Raw genomic sequence first — 23,838 nt, 5'->3', positions numbered from 1 at the left:
GAACTCCGGCTCATCGCCGGGCAGGCCAGAAGCCGAATCGTTAGTGAGACTCGGCTCATCACCCGGCCCGTAGTCGCCCGGTCCGTCCGCGAAACTCGGCTCGTCGACGTCCGGCGCGGACGGCATCTCGGCACGGGCAGACCTGGTTCTGCGGATCGAACCAGCAGCGCCGTGCGGCTCCGAGCCGTGGTGCCCGGCGGCGGCGGGACGGGCGCGCAAATTCGCCAGGGCAGCGCGGACCAGTGCCGCGCCTTGTTCGATGGGCTCGCGGCGGGCGCCGAGGGGGTCGCGCGGCCACTCGGCGGCCGCGGGGTTGTCGGTGAACGGGTTGACGGCGTCGGCGGCGGGCGGGTCGTCCCAGCGGTCGATCGCCAAGACGTCGCACGCCGGGCTGCCGGGGTCCCGGTGCGCGTGCTTCAACTCCAGCAGGAAATCCGAGGGGCCTTTCGGGGTGCTGCCGGTCTCCGCCCAGTAGTGGGCCGAAACCAGCAGCACCCGTTCGGTTCTGGTGAGCGCGACGTAGAACAGGCGCCGTTCCTCATCGATCCGGCGGCGCTCCAGCGCCTCCTTGTGCGCCTTGATCGCGCGGTCGAGGTCCGCGCGGTCGTACAAGTCGGTGAGCTCGAGCACCGGCACGCCCTCGGCCGCGTCGTCCTGCCTGCGGTCACCCCGCAGCGACGTGGGCAATTCGGCGAGCGCGCCCAGCCACGTGCCGGAACCGACTTTGGACGGGAACACGCCCTCCACCACGTGCGGGACCGCGACGATCTCCCATTCCAGGCCTTTCGCCGCGTGCACGGTCAGCACCTGCACCCGGTCCTTGGCGACCTCGACCTCGCCCGGTTCCAGCCCGTTCTCGACCTCCTCCGCGGCGGCGAGGAACGCGAGCAGTCCGCCGAGCGAGGCGCCGGTGTCCGCGGCGTACCCGGCCACCACCTCGGCGAACGCGTCCAGATGCTCGCGTCCGGCCCCGGTGCCCGCCATGGCTCGCCGGGTCTGGGTCTCCACACCGACGCCGATGGTGCGCTCGACATCGGCGACCAGTTCCGCCAACGGCTGACCGCTGCGTTCGCGCAACGCGGCCAGTTCCCGTCCCAGCGCCTCGATGCGGGCGAACCCGGCGGGTGAATACCGCTCGGGCGGACCGGGATCGGCGATCGCGTCGGCCAGCCCGGCCTGTTCGGCGGGTTCCGGCGCCACTTCGCGCAGCGCCTCGTCCAGTGCGGCGCCGTCGGCGATCTCGGTATGTCCCTCCGATCCGGGACGCCGGATGGACAGGTCCCTGGCGCGGCGGGCGAGCGCGGCGATGTCGGCGACCCCGACGCGCCAGCGCGCGCCGGTCAGCACACGCATGGCGGCGCTGCCCGCACCCGGTTCGGCGATCAGCCGCAGGGTGGCGACGACGTCGGCGACCTCCGGTGTGGCGAGCAAGCCGCCGAGTCCGACGATCTCCACGGGAAGACCTTGTGCGCGAAGCGCTTCCGCGAGCGGCGCGGCATCGGCATTGCGGCGCACCAGTACGGCGGACGTGGGCGGCTGCTGTTGGGCCGCGTGCCGGGCAGCCCACTCCGCGGCGATTCGCCCGGCCACCCATTCCCGTTCGTCGGCGACGGTGTCGGTCAGCGCCAGCGCCACCACACCCGGCCCGGCGTCGGGCTTGGCGCGCAAGGCATCGACCGTCACCCCGCCGCTCTCGGACGCCTTGCGCCGCAATGGTTCCGCGACCAGATTCGCCAGTGCCAGCGCTTCCGGCGGATTGCGCCAGCTGGTCAGCAAGGACAGCGTCGGGGCGGGCACGCCCGGCGCGCTGGGGAAGTCGGTGGCGAACCGGGGCAGGTTCGCCGCCGAAGCGCCACGCCAGCCGTAGATGGATTGCATCGGGTCGCCGACGGCGGTCACGGCTAGGCGCTGCGTTTCGTGCCGGCGCGAAGGTTGGTCCGCACGCCTCGCCACGGCGCGCGGGTCGTGTGCGCCGGCGAACCGCGGTTGTCCTTCGACGTCGTTCGCGTCGACGCCCGGCGACCGCGTGCCCTGCGCGGGGTGAGCAGGAAGCGCGTCGGTGGTCGATGACGACCCGGACCCGGTTTCCGGCAGTGTGTCCGAACTTGCCACGACGCTCTCCCGCACACCGGGCAGCGCCGCCCTCTGCGCAACTGTGTGAACGCCCGCGGGTGACGAAGCATCGTCGCCGCGACGATCGCCCGGAGGAATGTCGGGCGGGGTCGCTGGCTGCGGTGTCCGCTCCTCCGGCGCGCCGCCGAACAAGGCGGCGAGCAGGACCCGCTGGGCGTGGCCGGTGTCCTGGTACTCGTCGAGCAGGACCAAGCGGAAACGGGCGCGTTCGGCGGCGGCGACCTCGGGGTGCTCGGCCGCCAACCGTGCGGCGAGGGACATCTGCGCGCCGAAGTCCAGTGCGCCCCGTCGGCGCAATGCCTCGGCGAGCTCGTGCACCAGCGGTAGCAGCGCTACCCGTTCCCGCTGCACTTGCACGATGTTCAGCAGGGTCTGGCTCGGGCCGCCCCGCTGCCGCGGGCCCGGCGGCAGCGTGTACACCAGCTTCGCCAGTTCGGTGTGCGCCTCGGCCAGTTCCTCCGGCTCGACCAGGTGCTCGGCCAGCTGCCCGGACAGCGCGAGCACCGCCTCGGTAACCGACACCGGGGTGCGATCGGTCTCCAGATCGCCGTCCCAGGTGTGCACCACCTGGTAGGCGAGCTGCCAGAGCTGGGTCGCGGTCAGCAGGGTCGCCGACGGTTCCACCGGCAGCAGCAGGCCGTGTTCGGTGAGCAACCTGCCCGCGTACGAGTGGTAGGTGCTGATCTCCGGTTCCGCGCCGGTCAGCTGGGCGCGCAGGCGGCCGCTCGGGTCCAGTTCGCGCAGCAGCGGCGCACCCGCGAGCCGGGCCAGCCTGGTCCGGATCCTGGCGGTCAGCTGTTGGGCGGCTTTGCGTGTGAAGGTCAGCCCGAGCACTTCGTCCGGCAGCACGAGCCCGTTGGCGACCATCCACACCACCCGGGCGGCCATCGTCTCGGTCTTGCCCGCGCCCGCGCCGGCGACCACGAGGGTGGGGCCCGGCGGCGCCGCGATCACGGCGGCCTGTTCGTCGGTCGGCGGCGGCAGGCCGAGCGCCTGCGCCAGCTGGTGCGGCGTCACCCCGCCCGTCACGGCGGCGCCCCGGCGACCGGCCGCGGCGGGACCGAGAGCGCGCTCACTCGTCGGTCACCTGCCTCCCGCTGTCCTGCACGGGGCAGCTGCCCGCGACCGCGCAGTGGCGGCATCCGTCGTTGCGCATAGCGAGGTAGCTGGGGCCCTGAGTGGACGACGCGGCCTGGTGGATCGTGTCGCGCCAGTGCTCGAGCGCCTCGGCGTCCAGCGGAGGCTGCATGCGCTGAGTGGCGCCCTCCGCCTTGCTCGGCTTGGCGACGTACACCAATCGCGCCCCGCCAGGTTCGCCCGGCGAGCCGGTCGCGGGTTCCGGCTCGGCCGAACCGGATACCTCCGGTGCGTCGAGAGCGCCCGCGGCGGCCGCTACCTGGTAGGTCGCCAGCTGCGCGTGATCGACGGCGGCCTGCTTGGTGACCGGCGACTTGCCGGTCTTCACGTCGACGATGACGAAACGGCCTTGCGCGTCTCGCTCCAGTCGGTCGACGCGGCCCCGGATCCGTACGGCGCGTTCGTCTTCCGTGCGCGCGGGCAGCACGCAGTCCACCGGGACCTCGACCCCGGCCTGGGTGAGTTCGCCGCGCGTGTTGCGCACCCAGGCCGAGAAGGTCTCCAGCATCGCCTCGGTGCGGCGCAATTCCTGCCGGGAATGCCAGCCGGTCCCCGGATCCACCGCCCGCCAGGCGCGATCCAACGCGGCGCGCACCTGTTCCTCTGGCACTTTGCCAGCCAGCGCCTGCACGAGCGTGTGCACCAGATTGCCCTTGACGGCGTGCGGGTTGTCGCCGTCGGTGCCGCCGTTGCGTTCCAGCGCCCAGCGCAGCGGGCAGGTGCGCAGCAATTCGACGGTGGAGGGCGACAGCGCGACCGCGCCGTCGTCCTCGGTCCACAGCGGTCGCCGCGAGCTGAGTTCGGTGGTGCCGTACCAGTCGTCGGGGTGGGTTCCCCGGACGCCCGCGTCGGCCAGCCGCGCGAGCTGGTGCGCGGCGCGGCGCCTGCGTTCCGGGTCGGCCTCCGGATCGCAGACCACGCCGCGCAATTCGGCGACCAGCGAGTGCATCACCAGGGCGCGGCCGGGGTCGGCCACCGGGAGCGCACCGGGCTCGCCGTCGTCGTCGTGTCCGAGCAGTTCGGCGAGAAAGCGCGACGGCACCAGATCGCGTTCGCCCGCGACCGATTCCACGGCGGTGACCAGCAGCGACCGCCGGGCCCGGCTGCACGCGACGAGCAGCAACCTGCGCTCCTCGGCGAGGATCGGCGCCGCACGGCTCACCCGCTCCCCGGCATCGGATACCCCGGCGGTGAGATCGACCAGATCTTCGGTGTGCAAGAGGGTGCCGCGGGTGCGCGGATCGGGCCAGATCCCTTCCTGGACGGCGGCGACGGCGACCACATCCCATTCCCGCCCGGCGGCGGCGTGCGCGCTCAGCAGCGCCACCGCTTCGCCCGGCAGTGTACGAGGCGCCGCGTCCTGCGGAATCTCCTGCTGCGTCAGGTATTCGACGAACCCTTCGATGCTCGCGCGCGGCAACCGGTCGACATAGGCGGCGGCCGCGTCGAACAACGCGACCGCGGCGTCCAGATCGCGATCGGCCTGCATGCCGACCGCACCGCCGCGCTCGGACTGCGCCACCCAGCGCCGTTCCAGCCGAGAACCGGTCCACAGCGCCCACAGCACGTCCTCCAGGCCCGCGCCGCGCCCGCGCACCTTGCGCGCCCGGCGCAGCGCGTCCAGCACCCGGCGCAGCGGCGCGGCCTCGACCTCGGTGAGCCGGTCCATGATGGCCGGATCGCCGGTCCCGATCAGCAGATCGCGCAACATCAGTGCGGAGGGGCGGTCGATGTCCGAGTCGCGGTCGGGCGGCGAATCGTCGCCCGCGTCAGATGTTTTCGCCCCGGCGCGCACCGATTCCAGCACCGCGCGCCGGATGCCGCGGCGCAACCGGCGCAAGGCGATCTGGTCCGCGCCGCCCAGCGGCCCGGACAGCAGGTCGAGGGCGTCCTCCGGCTCGAACGCCGGTTCCGCGCCCCGCTGCGCCTGCTCCCCCGCCAGGACCGCGCGCAGCGAGAGCAGCATCCAGGCCGCGCCGCGCCTGCGCGCCAGCGGCGTGTCCAGCGCGGGCTGCCGCACCGGCACGCCCGCGGCGAGGAGGGCGCGGCGCAGCGGCGCCAGTGACAGCGGTACCGAACGGACGATCACCGCCATCCGCGACCACGGCACCCCGCCGGTGAGATGCGCGCGGCGCAAGTGGTCGGCGATGAGCGCGGCCTCTTTCGCCGGCGTGGCCAGCACGCGCACGCGCACCTCGGTGCCGTCCTCCCGCGGGCCGGTGTCTTCCGGCACGGGGATGCGCTGCGGCGCACTACCCGGCAGGCGTGCCGCGATCCGGGCGACCGCCAGCTCCACCTGACCGCTGAACCGATGGTTGTCGCGCAACACGACTCGCCGCTCGGGTGGCACGTCGAGTTCGGCGACGAATCGCGCGTCGGCGCCGCGGAAGGCGAACACGGCTTGGTCGGGATCGCCCGCGACCACCGTGGTTCTGGCGCTGTGCCCGATCGCTCGCACCAGGATCGCCGCCTGCGGGTCCAGGTGCTGCGCGTCGTCGACCAGCAGGTATCGGATCCTGGCGCGTTCGGCGGCAAGCAGATTCGGGTCGGCGGCCAGGGCGTCCAGCGCCGCGCCGACGAGTTCGGCGGCGTCCAGCGCGGGCGCGGTCGCCTCCGGCGCATCGATGCCCACCGACCAGCGCAGCAGCATCGTCTGCTCGTAGCGGAGGGCGAACCTGCCCGCCGCCACCCATTCGGGCTTGGCGTGCTCGCGGCCGAGGCGCACCAGGTCCTCCGGCCCGATGCCGCGTTCGGTGGCCCGGAGCATGAGATCGCGCAACTGTTCGGCGAACCCGCCGAGCGCGAGCGCGGGCCGCAGTCGCTCCGGCCACAATCCGTGCGCGCCCTCGGCCATGTCCGCCAGATCGCCGCGCAGCATCTCGCGCACCACGGCGTCCTGTTCGGCTCCGGTCAGCAGACGCGGCGGCGGGTTGCCGTGCGCCATCGCGTGCCTGCGCAGCACGGAGAAGGCGTACGAGTGCAGGGTGCGCACCAAGGGTTCTCGTGTGGCGCCGGGCACACCGCCCTCCGCGCCGGGGCCCGGGCCGCTCAGCCGCGTGGTGATGGCGTCTCGTACAGCGCCCGCGGCTTGTTTCGAATGGGTCAGTACCAGCACCGATTCCGGGTCGGCTCCGGCCGCGATGCGCCCGGCGGCGAGGTCGACCAGCAGGGCGGTCTTACCCGTGCCCGGGCCGCCGAGCACCTGCCAGGGCCGCCATCCCGGGCGCGCGGGACCGGCCTCGGCCGCGGCGTCCAGCAGCGCGCGGACGTCGGCGCCCCAGTCTCGCGGCCGGGGCGCCACCACGTTCCGGCGAACCAGTCGCACCGCGCCATCCGATCGCACCACGCGGGCTATTGCAACAGACACGACCGACACGCCGGTACACGCCTCCGCCCGACCGGCGCTGCGGCCGATCACGGCGCAGGTCAGAATGGACCGGTGTCTGTTCTGAATGTCCACCGGTTCGGTCCGACGACGGGACCGGTGGTGCTCGCCCTGCACGGTGTGACCGGTCACGGCAAACGCTGGGAAGATCTGGCGACCCGGCATCTGCCCGACGTACGGGTGCTCGCACCGGATCTGCGCGGGCACGGCCGCTCGACCTCGCTGCCGCCGTGGAACTTCGAGACCATCGTCGAGGACCTGGTCGAGTTGGTCACCGCCGAGGCGGACGGCCCGGTGGTGGTTGTCGCGCACTCCTTCGGCGGCGCGTGCGCGCTGCACCTGGCCCATCGGCATCCCGAACTGGTGCGCAAACTGGTGCTGCTCGATCCGGCGATCGCGCTGGAGCCGGAATGGCTCAACGAGATCGCGCTGTCCACCCTGGTCTCGGCCGACTACGACAGCGTCGACCACGCGCGCCAGGACAAACTCGACACCGGCTGGGGCGATGTGGAGCCGCGATTGCTGGAAGCCGAACTCGACGAACACCTGATGCCCACCGCCGACGGGCGCTTCGGCTGGCGGATGAGCCTGCCCGCGATCAACTCCTACTGGGGCCAGCTGGCCCGCCACTGGGTGCTTCCGCCCGCCGACCTGCCGACCGTGCTGGTGCAGGCGATGAAGGTGCACCCGCCGTTCGTCACGCCGGAATTCCGCGCGGCGCTCACCGAGCACATGGGCGCGGGCCTGACCGTGCTCGAATGGAACTGCGATCACATGGTCGCCCAGGCGTATCCGGCCCAGACCGGCGAACTCGTGCGCTCGGTGCTCTGAGCCGATGCCGACCACCGACGCCCAGATCGAGCAGGTGCGCGCGCTGGTGGCGGCGGTTCCGCCCGGCCGGGTGGTCACCTACGGCGACATCGCGGCGGCCGCCGGTTTGTCGACGCCGCGCACAGTGGGCTGGATCATGCGCACCGACTCGGCCGATCTGCCCTGGCATCGGGTGCTCGGCGCGAGCGGCCGTCCCGCCGCCCACCTGGCTCATCGCCAGCTGCGCCTGCTGGCCGAAGAGGGCGTGCCGATCCGGGACGGACGCGTCGACCTGCGCACCGCACGCTTCCCGCTGCCCGATCTCCCCGGCGACTGAGCGCCGCTTTCCGAAATTCCTCCGTGCCGGAATGGCGGCCAGTACCGTTGATCCATGCCCACCCGCCTGGCATGTGTCGTGTTCGACGCCGACCGGCCGCGTTCGGTCGCGGATTTCTGGGCCGAACTGCTGGGCTGGAGTGTCACCCTCGACCGCCCCGACGAGGTGAACGTGGCGGCTCCCGACGCCGACGGCGGCGACCTGGCGCTCACCTTCCTGCCCGCGATGCGGGCCAAGGTCGGCAAGAATCGCTTGCACCTCGATCTGGCCACCCGCTCGCTGGACCACCAGCGCACCCAGGTGGACCGGGCGCTGGCCTTGGGCGCGCGCTCGATCAACATCGGGCAGGGCGCGGTGCCGTGGGCGGTGCTCGCCGATCCGGAGGGCAACGAGTTCTGCGTGCTCGAACCGAGGGAGGAGTACGTGGACACCGGGGCCGTCGCGGCGGTCGTGGTCGACACGCGCGATCCGCAGCGCCTGGCCGAATTCTGGTCGGCCGCCACCGGCTGGCCGTCCATGCGGCGCGGCGAGCGGCTGGCCGGATTACGCGCACCGACCGGACTCGGCTCCTGGCTGGAGTTCGTGCGTACGCCCGACGCGGGGTCGGGCCGGACCAGAATGCGCCTGGATCTCACCTCGTTCCCGGCCGACGACCGGGCCGCCGAGGTGGCCCGGCTGCACGCGGCGGGCGCCACCTCCATCGACCGTGGCGCCCCGGCCCCCGACCGGGAAACCGACCTCGTGCTCGCCGACCCGGAGCTCAACGAGTTCCGGCTGCTGCCACCGGCCCGCTTCTGGTCGAACGCCTGATCGACGCCGTCCGCTCCCCGGCTTCCCCATGGTGACGAATTAGCATGGCCGCCATGGTGTACCTGACTCCGGGTCGTGGCGTGTGACGGCCGCCGACGCGATCGTGCTCGCGGGCGGCCGGGCCAGCCGGATGGGCGGCGTGGACAAACCGGCCATCGTCATCGGCGGCCGTTCCATGCTCGAAGTGGCGCTCGCCGCCGTCGCCTCGTGCGCGCGGACGGTGGTGGTCGGACCGCACCGTCCCGAGTTGGCGCCGGAGATCACGCAGGTTCGCGAGGTGCCGCCCGGATCGGGTCCGGTGGCGGCGATCGACACGGGGCTGCGGGCCCTCGGCTCCGCCGCCCCGCTGGTCGTGGTCCTTGCCGCCGACCTTCCGTTCCTGTCCCCGTCGGCGATCGCCGAACTCATCCGGCACGCCACCGAATCGGGAGCGGACGCGGTGTTCGCGGCCGACGAGTCGGGTCGGCCGCAATACCTGATCGGGGTGTGGCGGCGTTCCGCGCTGGCGGCCGCGCTGGACGAGCTCGACGCGCTGATCAATCAGCCGATGAAGGCGCTGGTGCCCGCAGCCGCCGGGATCATCCCGCTCTCCGGCGTCGGCGACTGCGACACCGAAGAGGAGGTGCGACAGGCCAGAGCGGCGGTGGACGCGCCGCGCCAGCAACCGCCGCTCGAGCTCGGCGAGGCGCGAAACCTGCTGCGTACCGAACTTTCCCGGCTTACCGCGTACGAAGCCGACCTGTCATCGGTGATCGGGGCCGCGCTCGCGGGCCCATTGACGGCCGCCGGGCCGCTGCCTCGCTTCGACGTCTCGGCGATGGACGGTTACGCCGTGGCGGGCGACGGGCCGTGGCGCCTGCGCCGCGACGTCGGCTTCGCGGGCGGACGGCGTCCGGTGGGGCTGCTGCCGGGCGAGGCGGTGCGCATCGCCACGGGCGCGCACGTCCCCGATGGCACCACGGGCGTGCTGCGCGACGAGTTCGCGCACGTCGCCGACGAAACGCTGTACCGCCTGCCGGACACCCCGCTGCGCGACGACATCCGCCGCCGCGGCGAGGACCGGGCGGCCGGTGATCCGGTCGCGCCGGAGGGTGCACCGGTCACCGCAGCGCTGGTCTCCGCGGCCGCGAGCGTCGAGGTCACCGCCGCGCCGGTGCGCGGCCCGGTCCGCGCGCACGTCGTCATGACCGGTGACGAGATCCGCAGCGAAGGTCCGCTGCAGGCGGGGCAGACCCGCGATTCGATCGGCCCGATCCTGCCGGAACTGCTGGCCAGATATGGCATTCGCACCACCGATCGGGTGCACCTGCGCGACACTCCGCACGGATTCGACGAGGTCCTGACCGTCGCGCCGGATCGCGACCTGCTGATGATCGTCGGCGCGACCGGCGGCGGAGCGGCCGACCAGCTCCGTGCCGCCCTGACCCGCGCCGGTGCCGAGATCGTGGTGCCGCGGCTGCGGCTGCGGCCGGGTGGTTCCACCGTCGTCGCCCGGCTCACCTCCGGCACCACGGTGCTCGGCCTGCCGGGCAACCCGTTCGCCGCCGTCGCGACGCTCAGGGCGCTGGCACCCGCGATCGTCGAGGGCCGCACCGGCGCGCTCCCCGCGCGCCCGCTGCGCGGGCCGCTGCACAACGCCGCCGAGATCGCCGGACAGGTGACGCGCATCGTTCCGGCTCGCGCCGCCGAGGAAGGCGGATGGATCGGCGACCCGGTCGTCCGGACGGCACATCTGGGCGGCCTGATCGACCGCGACGGCCTGGTGGTCGTCCCGCCCGATGCCGGGGACGGCGCGATCGTCGAATTCCTGCCGCTGCGCTGAACCCTTCGGCCTGCGGGTGCGTCGTGGACCGAACGAAACTGGTTGCGGGCCTTGGCTTCAACGAGTTCGAGTGGGCGCGGAATACGGGGGTGCGCCGATGCTCGGCCGACGTCGATCCGAAGTCTCTGCGGTGCAGCGGGTTTCGTTGCCACGGGAACCCGCACGCGCACTCCTTCGCGGCAGCGGAGTCGAACGCGATATACGTCGGCGAAGCGATCCACGAGGCAAATAAAACGAACGCCTGACCGCCGTTTTCATCCGGTCCACCCCGCCTCGACCCGGTCGGAAGAAAAAGTCGAACTGAACTGGATTCATTACTGAATACAGGGTTCAAAAGCGCTCTTACCAGCGCAAACACAACAACCGAGCCGCTCGGAGCCATATTTTTCATTTCCTCTTCCACACGCCATTCCCGCTCGCTATCGTGTGTTCGTTAGGCGAATATCAATCCCCCGGAAAGGACCGAGTGGAGATGACTGAAAAGTCGAAGAAAACGCCTAAGAAAATGCCGAAGCAGATGCCGAGGCAGCAGCAGCAACAGCGCCAAGAGCAGGACATCCGCGAGGGCGCTGACATGGAAGGCCGTCGGGGCAACCGGTCCGAGATGCCCGACCGGCGCGGCGAGCAGGAGCGCCGCCGCTAGCTGATCTGCGCCACCCGCGCCGCCGGCCCCACCTCCTCCCGGGACCGGCGGCCGCGGTCGTTTCGAGGTCCTCGTGCTTACCCCGGAGGTAATTGCCACCCCGCGCGAGGCGGACCTACCGTCGGTTCGACGCCATCTCCGGCGTCGTCGAACGAAGGAACCACACGCCATGTCCGCCTATGGCTTCGCCCATCTCCGCAGTCGCAGGCCGCATCCCGACATCCTCGAATACCTGGAGCGCATCCAGGCCACCTTGGACCCGTTCGGCGGCCGCTTCGTCATCCACGGCTCCCCTGCCGAGGTCGTGGAAGGCGACTGGCCCGGCAGCATGGTGCTGATCGAGTTCCCCGGGATGACCGAGGCGCGGGAGTGGTATCACTCGCCCGCTTATCAGGAGATCCTGCCGCTGCGCGCCGATCACATCGACGGCGACCTGCTGCTCATCGAGGGCGTCGGCCCCGACTACGACCCGCGCGAACGCGCCGCCAAACTGCGCGCCGGGGCGGCCTGACGCGATTTCGGCTCGCCGTCCGGCGTCCGATACCGTTGACCAGGCACGACCCGGTTCGACGCGAAGGATGCGCCTGATGGACGACAGCTCACTGGTCTGGGACGACGGCACGCTCGTCACCATCGACCAGCGCGGACTGCCGCACGAGGTGCGTGAGCTGCGGCTGAGCACCGTCGACCAGGTCATCGACGCGATCGAGACGCTGGCTGTTCGCGGCGCGCCCGCCATCGGCATCGCGGGCGCGTTCGGCGTCGTCATCGCCACCGCCGCGCACACCGTAGGCGGCGTGGTGGACGAGACCGCGGCGCAGGCCGAAGCGGACCGGATCGCGGCGGCCCGGCCGACGGCGGTCAATTTGGCCTGGGCGGTGCGGCGGGTCCGGGCGAAGGTGGGCCGGGGCGCCGATGCGGTCCTCGCCGAGACCCTCGACATGCTGGCCGAAGACGGCCGGGTCAACCGGGCCGCCGCCACCAACGCCGCCGACCTGGTGCAGCGCCTCTGTCCGGACCGGCCGCTGCGCGTGCTCACCCATTGCAACACCGGACGGCTCGCGACCAGCGCGTTCGGCACCGCCATCGGCACGCTGCGGGTGCTGTCCGAGCGCGGCGCGATCGAGCAGGTGCTGGTGGACGAGACCCGCCCGCTGCTGCAGGGCGCCCGCCTGACCACGTGGGAACTGGCCGAGGCGGGCATCCCGCACCGGCTGACCATCGACTCCGCCGCCGCCTGGGCGATGGCGACCGGACAGGTCGACTGCGTGCTGGTCGGCGCCGACCGGGTCACCGCCAACGGCGACGTCGCCAACAAGATCGGCACCTACGGTCTCGCGCTCGCCGCCCGTCATCACGGCATCCCGTTCGTCGTGGTGGCCCCGGAGTCGACCCGCGACCTCTCGATGGCCACCGGCCGGGAGATCGTCGTCGAGGAGCGCGCGGCGGCCGAGGTGACCGGATTCGGCGGTGTGGCAACGGCTCCCGCGCACACTCGAGTCTTCAACCCGGCCTTCGACGTCACGCCCGCCGATTTGGTGACCGCGGTGGTCACCGAAGAGGGTGTGGTGCACCGGTCCGATCGGTCGCCCGGCGCGGAAATCGCGGACCTCGCCCGCGAGCTGTACCGGCGCGGCTGGATGCCGGGTACGGCGGGCAATATCTCCGTGCGCACCGGCGCCACCGCCGTGGTCACCGGGAGCGGGCTGTCCAAAGGGGAGCTCACCGAGCGCGACATGGTCACCGTGCGCGTCGCGGACTCCGCGCCCGTGACCGATCAGGGGCGCAAACCCTCTGCGGAGACGACAATCCACACCGCCGTCTACCGGGCCCGTCCGGCGCAAGCGGTCGTGCACATCCATCCGCCGTTCGCCACGGCACTGGCCACCCGCTCGGCGACGCCGGGAATGCTCGGCACGCTGCGGATCACCGACTACGAGTTGATCAAGGGACTCGGTGGCGGCGATCCGGCCGTCGCGGACATCCCGGTCTTCCCGAACTGGCCCGAGGTGCCGCGCATCGGGGCCGACATCGAGCGCTATCTCCTCGACCACCCCGACGCGCTTCCGGTCCTGGTCATCGCCGGGCACGGGATCACAGCGTGGGGCGATGATCTCGCCCAGGCGCGCGATCGCGCCGAATGCCTGGAAGCATTGTGTGAGCTGGTGTGCCGCACCGGTAGTCCGGCGGCGTTCGGCCCGCGCGACGATTTTCTCGAGATTGGACTGACATGACCCTGCTGCAGGTGATGGCCGCCGACAACGCGGCCGACGTGCGCGTACGCACCAGCGACGACGAGCTGATCGGCACCGAACTCGCCAGGCACGGCATCACGTTCGGCCGCTGGCCGGTGGTGGAGAACGCCGCGTCGGTGCCGTCGGAGGAGTTGCTCGCGCACTACGAGACGAACGTCGCCGAACTGAACGAGACCGGGCGCTACAAGCACATCGACATCGCCCGCATCCATCCCGACGACGCCGACCCGCAGTGGCCGGAGATCGCCAAGGGCGCCCGAGGGAAGTTCCTCGACGAGCACCGCCACGCCGAAGACGAGGTGCGCTTCTTCGCCGCTGGGCGCGGCTGCTTCTACCTGCACCTGGGCGAGGAAGTTCTCGCGGTGGTCTGCGAGGGCGGCGATCTGCTCTCGGTTCCGGCGGGCACGCTGCACTGGTTCGACATGGGCGAACGCCCCGACTTCATCGCCATCCGCTTCTTCGAGGAGGAGGACGGCTGGGTCGGCGACTTCACCGGCGACAAGATCAGCGCGGGCTTCCCCACCCTCGACGAGCTGCTCACCGCGCCGTGATCGACGCCGTCGTCGTCGACATCGAGGGCACCACCAGCCCCACCGCCGCGGTCCGCGAAGACCTGTACGGCTATACCCGCGAACGGCTTCCGGAGTGGCTGGCCGAGAACAGCTCCGCGGCCGCGGCGCCCGTGCTGGCCGCGACCAGGCAGCTGGCCGGGCGGCCGGACGCGGACCCGGCCGAAGTCGCCGCGATCCTGCGCGGGTGGCTCGACACCGACGTGAAGGCCGAGCCTTTGAAGACCACGCAGGGTCTGATCTGCGCGGAGGGTTTCCGCAGCGGCGCACTGCACGGCGAGTTCTTCCCCGACGTGCCACCGGCCCTGGCCGCGTGGCACGCCGCGGGTCTCGCGCTCTACGTCTACTCCTCGGGATCGATTCGCAATCAGCAGGATTGGTTCGCCTTCGCGCGTGGAGGCAGTCTGTCCGGCCTGATCAGCGGGTACTTCGATCTGTCGACGGCGGGCGGAAAACGCGAGGCGTCCTCCTACGACAAGATCGCGGGCGCCATCGGCGCACCCGCCGAGCGCATCCTGTTCCTGTCCGATCACCCGGACGAACTCGACGCCGCCGTCGCCGCTGGGTGGCGAGTGGTCGGGCTGGCCCGACCCGGCGAGCCCAATCCGCCTCGGCCGCCACACCGCTGGGTCGACACGTTCGCCGACATCAACCCCGCCGACCAGGTCTGATCGCGCAGATAACCTCCTCGGAACCGCGACCACTTTCGGCCGGATCGACCGAGCCGCGCGTCGGTCCATATGCCGATGTCGTTTCCGTCCACCGTGGGACCGTGTTGCGAGAGGACGGCGTACCGCGAGTCGGCAGCCGTTCCACCACCGCACGGCCGATCCGTCGTCCACCGCCGGTTGTCACGAGCGACAGTGTCATCCGGCGGGTGGTAGCCAGACTGGCGACGCCACCCGGACCCGATCGAGGCGACGGCGGATCGGGCGGAGCCTGGAGCACAGTGCAATTGATCGACGTCGAGCGAATTCGCAGCGAATTGTGATTACGCTTACAATACGTTGCCACCGAGCCGCGAGCGAAACTCGCCGGGACACTGGAAAAATGCCCCACTGAAGATCGATCCAATGTGTTAACAAATGTAAAGCACTGGAGAACCCGCCGTTTCCAAAGCATCACCGACATGCGTGCGGGCGGACTCCTCGGATCCGATTTTGTCCAGTTCAGAGCCGTTTGCCCCTGGTCGGCCCACCGGATGCCGCCCGATAGCACCGCGCTACCGTGACCGTGACGTTGCGCCGGTCTCACAACTCACCACGCTTCCGAATGGGCTGTGAGAAAGACGTTTGGTCAGCCGTGCGCGCCTCTTTACAGTCGGAACATCAACCCGATCGCACAGCTCGAAGGGGACGTCGTGGTTAATTCGCGTACCCAGGGTCATACACCCTCCGCCCCGGCCACCGACGCCGGGGACGCGCTCCTGCGGCTGGGGAAATATTTCCACCGGGGCGAGATATCGTCCGATCAGCGGACGCTGCACAAGGTCGGCGGTCGCAGCGCCGACGAGTTCTACCGGGATCGCTGGTCGCACGACAAGGTGGTGCGCTCCACGCACGGCGTGAACTGCACCGGGTCCTGTTCGTGGAAGATCTACGTCAAAGACGGTGTGATCACCTGGGAGTCACAGCAGACCGACTACCCCTCCGTGGGCTCGGACAAGCCGGAGTACGAGCCACGCGGCTGCCCGCGCGGCGCGTCGTTCTCCTGGTACACCTATTCGCCCGCCCGGGTGCGCTACCCGTACGTGCGCGGCACGTTGCTGGAGCTGTACCGGGAAGCCAAGTCCCGGCTCAAGGATCCAGTGCTGGCCTGGGGCGAGATCGTCGAAGACCCCGAGAAGGCGCGCAGCTACAAGGCCGCGCGGGGCAAGGGCGGATTCGTCCGCGCCGAGTGGTGGGAGGCGGCCGAGATCGCCGCTGCCGCACACGTTTACACGATCAAGCAGTACGGCCCGGACCGGGTGGCCGGGTTCTCGCCGATCCCCGCCATGTCGATGGTCAGCCACGCCGTCGGCGCCCGCTTCATCTCGCTGCTCGGCGGCTCCATGCTGTCGTTCTACGACTGGTACGCCGACTTGCCGGTGGCATCGCCGCAGGTGTTCGGCGACCAGACCGACGTGCCGGAGTCCGCGGACTGGTTCGACGCGGGCTATCTCATCATGTGGGGCTCGAACGTGCCGGTCACCCGGACGCCGGACGCGCACTACATGACCGAGGCCCGCTACCGGGGCCAGAAGGTGGTCGTGGTCTCCCCCGACTACGCCGACAACACCAAGTTCGCCGACGAGTGGGTGGCCGCGCGTCCCGGCACCGATGCCGCGCTGGCCATGGCGATGGGCCACGTGGTGCTGAAGGAGTTCTTCGTCGAGAAGTCGACGCCGCGATTCCTCGACTACATCAAGCGCTACACCGATCTGCCGTACCTGATCACGCTGGACGAGCGTGACGGGGCCTACCTGCCCGGCAAGTTCCTCACCGCCGCCGACCTGGGCCGCACCGGCGAGGGCGTCGAGTTCCAGACGGTGCTGCTGGACGCGCAGGCGCAGCCGGTGGTGCCGAACGGGTCGCTCGGTCATCGGTTCGGCGAAGCGGGAACCGGCCGCTGGAACCTCGATCTCGGGGACGTCGATCCCCTTCTGAGTCTGTACGGCCGCACCGACGATGCTGCGGCTGTACAGATTCCCCGCTTCGACAGCGACGTTCCCGGCGTGCTCGTGCGCGGCGTGCCGACCACGACCGTCGCGGGCAAACGTGTCACGACGGTCTTCGATCTGCTGCTCGCCCAGTACGGCGTCGGCCGCGACGGACTGCCCGGCACGTGGCCGAGCGGCTACGACGACGCGACCGAGCCCTACACCCCGGCCTGGCAGGAAGCCATCACCGGCGTGCCCGCCGTGCAGGCCCAGCGCGTCGCGCGGGAGTTCGCCGACAACGCCGACCGGTCCGGCGGCCGCTCGATGATCCTGATGGGCGCGGGCACCAACCATTGGTTCCACTCCGATCAGATCTACCGCGCGTTCTTCACCCTTACCCTGCTGACCGGCTGCCAGGGCGTGAACGGCGGCGGCTGGGCGCATTACGTCGGGCAGGAGAAGTGCCGCCCGGTCACCGGCTGGTCCACCCTGGCCTTCGGCCTGGACTGGCAGCGCCCGCCGCGGCAGATGCAGGGCACCGTGTTCTGGTACCTGACCAACGACCAGTGGCGCTACGACCCGTTCACCGCCGAGTCGTTCGCCTCGCCGCTCGGCACGGGCAAGTTCGCCGGGCGCACGGCCGCCGACAACATCGCGCTGGCCAGCCGGCTGGGCTGGATGCCCAGCTACCCCACCTTCGACCGCAACCCGCTCGACCTGGTCGACGAGGCCGAGGCCGCGGGCAAGACCGCGCCGGAGCACGTGGTGGACGGGTTGAAGTCCGGCGATCTGAAATTCGCCTGCGAGGACCCGGACGCGCCGGAGAACTTCCCACGCTGCCTGACCGTGTGGCGGGCGAACCTGCTCGGTTCCTCCGGCAAGGGCAACGAGTACTTCCAGCGCCACCTGCTCGGCGCCGACTCCAACCTGCAGGGCGCCGAAGCCACCGGCGTGCAGCCGCAGGAGCTGAACTGGCGGGAGACCGCCGCCACCGGCAAGCTGGACCTGCTGCTGTCGCTGGACTTCCGGATGACCAGCACCACGCTGTTCTCCGACATCGTGCTGCCCGCCGCCACCTGGTACGAGAAGCACGACCTGTCCTCCACCGACATGCACCCGTTCGTGCACGCGTTCTCCCCGGCCATCTCGCCGCCCTGGGAGGCCAAGACCGACTTCGACGCCTTCCACCGGATCGCGCGCGGCTTCTCCTGGATGGCCGAGAAGCACTTGGGCAAGCGCAAGGACATCGTCGCCGTTCCGTTGCAGCACGACTCGCCGGACGCGACGGCGCAGGCGGGCGGCCGCGTGCTGGACTGGAAAGCCGGTGAGTGCGAGCCGATTCCGGGCAAGACCATGCCGAAGCTGGTCGTGGTCGAACGCGATTACCCGAAGATCGCGGAGAAGATGGCCGCGCTCGGGCCGCTGGTCGACACGCTCGGCGTCACCACCAAGGGCGTCACCACCTATCCCGACCAGGAGGTGGAGTACCTGGCCGGGGTGAACGGCACGGTCGTGTCCGGTGTCGCGCAGGGCCGCCCGTCGCTGGCCAAGGACACGCACGCGGCCGAGGCGATCCTCGCGCTGTCGGGCACCACCAACGGCAGGCTCGCGGTGGAGGGCTTCCACGCGCTGGAACGCCGCACCGGAACGAAACTGGCCGACCTGGCCGCCGAGCACGAGGGCAAGCGGATCACCTTCGCCGACACCCAGGCGCGCCCGGTGCCGGTGATCACCTCGCCGGAGTGGTCGGGCAGCGAGACCGGCGGACGCCGGTACTCGCCGTTCACCATCAACACCGAGCGGCTCAAGCCCTGGCACACGCTCACCGGGCGGCAGCACTTCTACCTCGATCACGACTGGATGATCGAGCTCGGCGAGCAGCTGCCGATCTTCCGTCCGCCGCTGGACATGACCGCGCTGTTCCGCGAGCCCTCGATCGGCGAGGTCGGCGAGCGGGGCGTCACGGTGCGTTACCTGACGCCGCACTCGAAATGGTCGATCCACTCCGCCTACCAGGACAACCTGCACATGCTCACGCTCTCGCGCGGCGGTCAGACGATCTGGATGTCCGATCGCGACGCGGCGAAGATCGGCGTGGCCGACAACGACTGGATCGAGGCGATCAACCGCAACGGCATCGTGGTGGCTCGCGCCATCGTCAGCCACCGGATGCCGGAGGGCACGGTGTTCATGTACCACGCCCAGGACCGCGCGGTGGACGTGCCGCGTATCGAGGGCATCGGCGAGGACACCAAGGGCCGGGGCAAGCGCGGCGGCATCCACAACGCGCTCACCCGCATCATGATCAAGCCCTCGCATCTCATCGGCGGCTACGCGCAGCAGTCCTTCGCGCTGAACTACCACGGCCCCACCGGAAATCAACGCGACGAGGTGACCACGATTCGCAGGCGCTCGCAGGAAGTGGAGTACTGACATGGGCGAGCGCGGCACGCGGGCACCATCCACCGACGCGAGAAAGCGGTACTGACATGCGCGTCATGGCACAGCTGGCCATGGTGATGAACCTGGACAAATGCATCGGCTGCCACACCTGCTCGGTCACCTGCAAGCAGGCGTGGACCAACCGCGGCGGCACCGAGTACGTCTGGTTCAACAACGTGGAAACCCGCCCCGGGCAAGGCTATCCGCGGCAGTACCAGGATCAGGAGAAGTGGAAGGGCGGCTGGACGCTGAACAAGCGCGGCAAGCTCACCCTGAAGTCCGGCTCCCGGTTGAAGCGACTGCTGAACATCTTCGCCAACCCGGATCTGCCCACGGTCGAGGACTACTACGAGCCGTGGAGCTACGACTACGACAACCTGCTGTCCTCGCCGCCGGTCGACACCACGCCGGTCGCGCGGCCCAAATCACTGATCACCGGCCAGGACACGCAGGTCACCTGGGGCGCCAACTGGGACGACGACCTCGGCTCCGGCCCCGAGCAGGTCGGCAAGGACCCGCTGCTGGCGAAGCTGTCGGAGCAGGTGAAACTGGAGTTCGAAGAGACCTTCATGTTCTACCTGCCGCGCATCTGCGAGCACTGCCTGAACCCCTCCTGCGCGGCGTCCTGCCCCTCCGGCGCGATCTACAAGCGCGCGGAGGACGGCATCGTGCTGGTGGATCAGGACAAGTGCCGCGGCTGGCGGCAGTGCGTGTCGGGCTGCCCGTACAAGAAGATCTACTTCAACCACAAGACGGGCAAGGCGGAGAAGTGCACCTTCTGCTACCCGCGCGTGGAGGTCGGTATTCCGACGGTGTGCTCGGAGACCTGCGTCGGGCGGCTGCGCTACATCGGCGTCATGCTCTACGACGCCGACGCGGTGCTCGAGGCCGCGTCGGTCACCGACGACAAGGATCTCTACCCGTCGCAGCTCGGGGTGTTCCTCAATCCCCATGACCCGCGGGTGATCGCGGAGGCGGAGCGGGCCGGGATCTCGCCGGAATGGATTCAGGCCGCCCAGGATTCGCCGGTCTACAAGCTGATCGTGGACTATCAGATCGCGCTGCCGCTGCATCCGGAGTACCGCACCATGCCGATGGTCTGGTACGTGCCGCCGCTGTCGCCCGTGGTCGACGTGCTCAGCGAGACCGGCCACGACGGCGAGAACGTGTCCAACCTGTTCGGCGCGATCGACGCGCTGCGCATTCCGGTGGAGTACCTGGCCGAGCTGTTCACCGCGGGCGAGGTCGGGCCGGTGCGCGCTTCGTTGCAGCGCCTCGCGGCGATGCGCTCGTTCATGCGGTCGGTGAACCTCGGTGAGGAGCCCGATCCCTCGATCGCGCCGTCGGTGCGGCTGGAGCCCGAGGAGATCGAGGCGATGTACCGGCTGCTGGCCATCGCCAAGTACGAGCACCGCTATGTCATCCCGAGCGGCGCGGGAGCCCGTGCGCACGAACTGGATTCGCTCGCCACCGGGTGCAGCCTGGACACCGACGGCGGTCCGGGCATGACGGCGTTCGATCAGATGGTGGAGAAGTTCCACCTCACCGACGCCAACGACGCCGCGCCGGAGCAGAAGTCGTCCCGGATCAACCTGCTGAACTGGGATGGCAAGAGCACCGAGGGCCTGGTGCCGAGCAATGGCGCCGCGAACGGCAACGGGCACGCCGACGGCACGAGCAACGGGCACTCGGGTAACGGCCACGCGAACGGCGCAGGCGACGGGCTCGCAGGCAACGGGCACGGCGCGGGCAACGGCGACGGCTCGGGCAGTGTCGCGGGTGATCCGGCCTCCGCGCCGAGCGGAGCGGGGCGATGAGCCTGCTGAAGTTGCGCCGCCGCCCGGAAGCGGTGGTCGAACTCGCCCAGCGCGACCGTCAACTGGTGTGGCGAATCGCCGCATTGCTGCTGGACTACCCCACCGAGCAGACACTGGCCATGATCGACCAATTGACCAGCGCCGCAGCCGATCTACCCGACGAGGTGCGCACACACCTGAGCGGATGCCTCGACTACCTGCGAACCACCCCGCCGCTGGAACTCGCGGCCGCCTACGTCGCGACCTTCGACATGCGCCGCCGCGCCAGCCTGCACCTGACCTTCTACGCATACGGCGACACGCGCAAGCGCGGAATGGCGTTGCTGCGTTTCAAGCACGCCTACCGGCACGCGGGTGTCGAACTCGGGGACGAGGAACTGCCCGACCATCTGCCGGTGCTGCTGGAGTTCGCCGCCACCGTCGACCCGATCGGCGGCGAACGGCTGCTCGGCGAGCACGTTCCGGTGCTGGAGCTGCTGCGACTTTCGCTGTCGGACAACAACTCCCCCTACGCGGGAGTGCTCGCGGCGATCGGGGCGACGCTGCCGCCGCCCACCACCGCCGACCGCAGGCGCATCGCCGAACTCGCCGCCCAGGGCCCGCCCGAGGAGGAAGTCGGGCTGGAGCCCTTCGCGATGGACCCCTCCCTGTTCGACGGATCGGAAGGCCGACGATGAACGCATCCCCGCATCTGCCGGTCGCGCTGTGGTTGATCCTGCCGTACGTCGCGTTCACCTCCTTCGTGCTCGGGCACCTGTGGCGCTACCGCAACGACCAGTTCGGCTGGACCACCCGTTCCTCGCAGATCTACGAGAGCCGCCTGCTGCGGCTGGGCAGTCCGCTGTTCCACTTCGGCATGCTCGGGGTGTTCGGCGGGCACGTGCTCGGCGTGCTCATCCCGGAGTCGTGGACCTCGGCGGTCGGGATCTCCGAGCACGTCTATCACGTAGTCGCCGTCGCGGCGGGGTCGCTGGCCGGGCTGGCCGTGCTGGCCGGTGTCGGCATCCTGCTCTACCGGCGATTCACCGTGCCCGCCGTCCGCAAGGCGACCACGGGCAACGACAAGCTGATGTACGGGCTGCTGACCGCCGCACTGGTCACCGGCCTGCTCAACACCTGGGGCAGCAACCTGCTGTGGGGCACCTACAACTATCGCGAGACTGTCTCGCCCTGGTTCCGCAGCCTGTTCACGCTCACCCCGCAACCCGAGCTCATGGTGGACACCCCGTGGACCTTCCAATTGCACGGGCTGGTCGTGCTCGCCCTGATCGGGCTGTGGCCCTACACCCGGCTCGTGCACATGTTCAGTGCGCCGGTCGGCTACCTGGTGCGGCCGTACGTGGTCTACCGCAGCAAGGAATACGACGCCCCCGACAAGCGCCGCTACGCCCGCGCGTGGGACGCGCCCGTGACCCCCGAACGCTGGCGCTGACGACGCCGTCGCGCGAGACCCCGCCCGGACAACGGCGTCCCGGCGGGGTCTTCGGCGTTCGCGGCGCCTGATCAGGCGTTGTCGTAGGCGTTCTGGAGAGCCTCGACATCGAGCTTGGACATCGACCGCAAGGCGGTGCCGACGGCGATGGTCTTCGCGGGATCGTCACCGCTCATCAATTTCGGCAGCGCCGAGGGCACCACCTGCCAGGACAGGCCGTAGCGGTCCTTCAGCCAGCCGCACGGGCCGGGCTCGCCGCCGTCCGCGGTGAGCGCGTCCCACAGGCGGTCGACCTCGTCCTGGGTGTCCACGACCACTTGCAGCGATGCGGCATCGGTGTGCGGGTGGTCCGGTCCGCCGTTCATCAGCGTGACCGCATGACCGTCCAGGTCCAGCGAGACGATGAACGCCGAGCCGTCGGAGTTGCGGGAGACCTCGACCACGCGCGAGTTCGGGATCACCGCGGCGTACAGGGCGGCGGCTTCCTCGGCGGCGTTGTCGAACCAGAGGAACGTGTTGACGGACATGATGTGCTCCTGTGTTGTGGCGTGACTTGCTGTCACCCACTGGTCGGAGCCGCCCGCTCGCCTTCGACACAGTTCGCGAAGTTTCTCGAAATTTTTTTTCGACCTCTACCGCCGAGTGATCGCTGAAACAGGTTCGCCAGCCTGCGAGTTCCCAGCTTTCCGCAGGCAGAACCCATCGACCCATCGGGTAACCAGGCATACGCTGAAGTTTGGCCGCTGCCATGTGGTCTATCCCACTTCTGGGGACGTCAAAGTCTCGGCGCCCCGGCTTCGCAAAGCCGTGGCGGCGGAGACGAGCAAGGAGTGAGCAATGAAAGGTGGAGCAAGAATCGCGTTAGGGGTGGGCCTCGGGTACCTGCTCGGCCGCACGAAGAAAATGCGCTTCGCGATGACGCTGGCGGGAGCCGCGATGGCGAGACGATCCGCGGGAACACCCGCCGAACTGCTCGAGCGCGGCACGGAGCTGCTCAAATCGACGCCGGAGCTGACCAAGATCACCGACACCGTGCGCGACGAGTTGCTCGGCGCGGTGCGTTCGGCCGCGGTCACCGCGGCGAGCAACCGCATGGACGCGCTCAGCAACCGGTTACAGCAGGGGACGACGCTCCTGGCGGGCGAAGAACAACGCGGCTCACAGGCAGCGGATGAGGAGGACGAAGAGCAAGAGCAACAGCCTGAGGACGAGTACGAGGACGAAGAGCAAGAGGGCGAGTACGAGGAGCAAGAGCCCGAGGACGAGTACGAGGACCAGGACCAGGAGCAAGAGCCCGAGGACGAGTACGAGGACCAGGACGAGGACGAGGACGAAGATCGAACGCCCGAGGACGAGCACGAAGAGGAAGAACAAGAGCCCGAGGACGAGGACGATTCCGAGCGGGGCGAGGAAGAGGACGACACCGAGCGGCCTGCCGCGCGGACGCGCACTCGCCGGTCGAGCACCACCGCCAAGCGCGGAGCGAGCTCGCGCACCGCCGACCGTTCGTCCGACTCCGCGGATCGTAAGCCGTCCGGGACTTCCGGCCGCCGCCGTACTCGCGCCGAGGCCGGCCAGGCCCCCGTGCGGCGCACGAGGAGGTGACCG

17 protein-coding genes are annotated in these 23,838 nt (G+C 70.3%); 14 read left to right on the top strand and 3 right to left on the bottom strand.

The window, feature by feature from the left end:
• Together ABZ824_RS00360 and ABZ824_RS00355 are read right to left on the bottom strand one after the other, a co-directional pair.
• Positions 1 to 3,162 (bottom strand): UvrD-helicase domain-containing protein (locus ABZ824_RS00360; protein ID WP_356960782.1); only part of this gene is annotated, 3,162 nt, incomplete at its 3' end.
• A gap of 43 nt (positions 3,163 to 3,205) precedes the next feature.
• On the bottom strand, positions 3,206 to 6,820 hold the full coding sequence (locus tag ABZ824_RS00355) for an ATP-dependent DNA helicase (RefSeq protein ID WP_356960781.1): 3,615 nt from the start codon (positions 6,818 to 6,820) through the stop codon (positions 3,206 to 3,208).
• On the opposite strand from ABZ824_RS00355, the gene ABZ824_RS00350 reads away from it, so the two are divergent.
• The 13 genes from ABZ824_RS00350 (at position 6,710) to narI (ending at position 22,230) form a co-directional block, all read left to right on the top strand.
• Complete coding sequence (locus tag ABZ824_RS00350) at positions 6,710 to 7,486, top strand: alpha/beta fold hydrolase (RefSeq protein WP_355079718.1); 777 nt, start codon at positions 6,710 to 6,712, stop codon at positions 7,484 to 7,486. The two genes, ABZ824_RS00355 and ABZ824_RS00350, sit on opposite strands and share 111 nt — an antisense overlap.
• A gap of 4 nt (positions 7,487 to 7,490) precedes the next feature.
• A complete protein-coding gene (locus ABZ824_RS00345; RefSeq protein ID WP_356960780.1) occupies positions 7,491 to 7,802 on the top strand; it encodes an MGMT family protein in 312 nt (103 codons plus the stop codon).
• Between the two features lie 54 nt (positions 7,803 to 7,856).
• The gene (locus ABZ824_RS00340) at positions 7,857 to 8,612 is read left to right on the top strand and encodes a VOC family protein (protein WP_356960778.1); all 756 of its coding nucleotides are present in this window, start codon (positions 7,857 to 7,859) and stop codon (positions 8,610 to 8,612) included.
• An 82-nt stretch (positions 8,613 to 8,694) separates the two neighbouring features.
• A complete protein-coding gene (locus tag ABZ824_RS00335; RefSeq protein WP_356960777.1) occupies positions 8,695 to 10,434 on the top strand; it encodes an NTP transferase domain-containing protein in 1,740 nt (579 codons plus the stop codon).
• Positions 10,435 to 10,906: 472 nt separating this feature from the next.
• Positions 10,907 to 11,077, top strand: a complete 171-nt coding sequence (locus ABZ824_RS00330; RefSeq protein ID WP_356960775.1) for a hypothetical protein — start codon at positions 10,907 to 10,909, stop codon at positions 11,075 to 11,077.
• Between the two features lie 169 nt (positions 11,078 to 11,246).
• Complete coding sequence (locus ABZ824_RS00325) at positions 11,247 to 11,588, top strand: DUF1330 domain-containing protein (RefSeq protein WP_356960774.1); 342 nt, start codon at positions 11,247 to 11,249, stop codon at positions 11,586 to 11,588.
• A gap of 76 nt (positions 11,589 to 11,664) precedes the next feature.
• Entirely contained in the window at positions 11,665 to 13,311 is a 1,647-nt protein-coding gene (gene mtnA, locus ABZ824_RS00320) for an S-methyl-5-thioribose-1-phosphate isomerase (RefSeq protein WP_356960773.1), read from the top strand.
• Positions 13,308 to 13,883 (top strand): cupin, encoded by a 576-nt coding sequence (locus ABZ824_RS00315; RefSeq protein WP_356960772.1) that lies wholly within the window; start codon positions 13,308 to 13,310, stop codon positions 13,881 to 13,883. The genes mtnA and ABZ824_RS00315 overlap by 4 nt, the downstream gene beginning before the upstream one ends.
• Complete coding sequence (mtnC, locus tag ABZ824_RS00310; protein WP_356960770.1) at positions 13,880 to 14,572, top strand: acireductone synthase; 693 nt, start codon at positions 13,880 to 13,882, stop codon at positions 14,570 to 14,572. Before ABZ824_RS00315 ends, mtnC begins: the two co-directional genes overlap by 4 nt.
• Positions 14,573 to 15,261: 689 nt before the next feature.
• Positions 15,262 to 18,972 carry a nitrate reductase subunit alpha gene (locus tag ABZ824_RS00305; RefSeq protein WP_356960768.1) on the top strand — a complete coding sequence of 1,237 codons (3,711 nt, stop codon included), beginning with the start codon at positions 15,262 to 15,264 and terminating at the stop codon, positions 18,970 to 18,972.
• Positions 18,973 to 19,037: 65 nt separating this feature from the next.
• The gene (narH, locus tag ABZ824_RS00300; protein ID WP_356962401.1) at positions 19,038 to 20,798 is read left to right on the top strand and encodes a nitrate reductase subunit beta; all 1,761 of its coding nucleotides are present in this window, start codon (positions 19,038 to 19,040) and stop codon (positions 20,796 to 20,798) included.
• On the top strand, positions 20,795 to 21,475 hold the full coding sequence (narJ, locus tag ABZ824_RS00295) for a nitrate reductase molybdenum cofactor assembly chaperone (RefSeq protein WP_355079738.1): 681 nt from the start codon (positions 20,795 to 20,797) through the stop codon (positions 21,473 to 21,475). Before narH ends, narJ begins: the two co-directional genes overlap by 4 nt.
• Positions 21,472 to 22,230, top strand: a complete 759-nt coding sequence (gene narI, locus ABZ824_RS00290) for a respiratory nitrate reductase subunit gamma (protein WP_355079740.1) — start codon at positions 21,472 to 21,474, stop codon at positions 22,228 to 22,230. The genes narJ and narI overlap by 4 nt, the downstream gene beginning before the upstream one ends.
• 71 nt (positions 22,231 to 22,301) lie before the next feature.
• Here the strand turns inward: narI and ABZ824_RS00285 are convergent, their stop codons facing one another.
• Complete coding sequence (locus ABZ824_RS00285) at positions 22,302 to 22,757, bottom strand: VOC family protein (protein WP_356960766.1); 456 nt, start codon at positions 22,755 to 22,757, stop codon at positions 22,302 to 22,304.
• A gap of 310 nt (positions 22,758 to 23,067) precedes the next feature.
• Between ABZ824_RS00285 and ABZ824_RS00280 the strand changes: the two genes are divergently transcribed.
• Positions 23,068 to 23,835, top strand: a complete 768-nt coding sequence (locus ABZ824_RS00280) for a hypothetical protein (protein WP_356960765.1) — start codon at positions 23,068 to 23,070, stop codon at positions 23,833 to 23,835.
• Positions 23,836 to 23,838: the final 3 nt, after the last annotated feature.

Origin of the sequence: Nocardia sp. NPDC047038 (assembly GCF_040644075.1) — a bacterium.
Classification (GTDB): domain Bacteria; phylum Actinomycetota; class Actinomycetes; order Mycobacteriales; family Mycobacteriaceae; genus Nocardia; species Nocardia sichangensis.
Note: the sequence above shows the minus strand (reverse complement) of the source record. Positions and strands in the feature narration are given on the sequence as shown.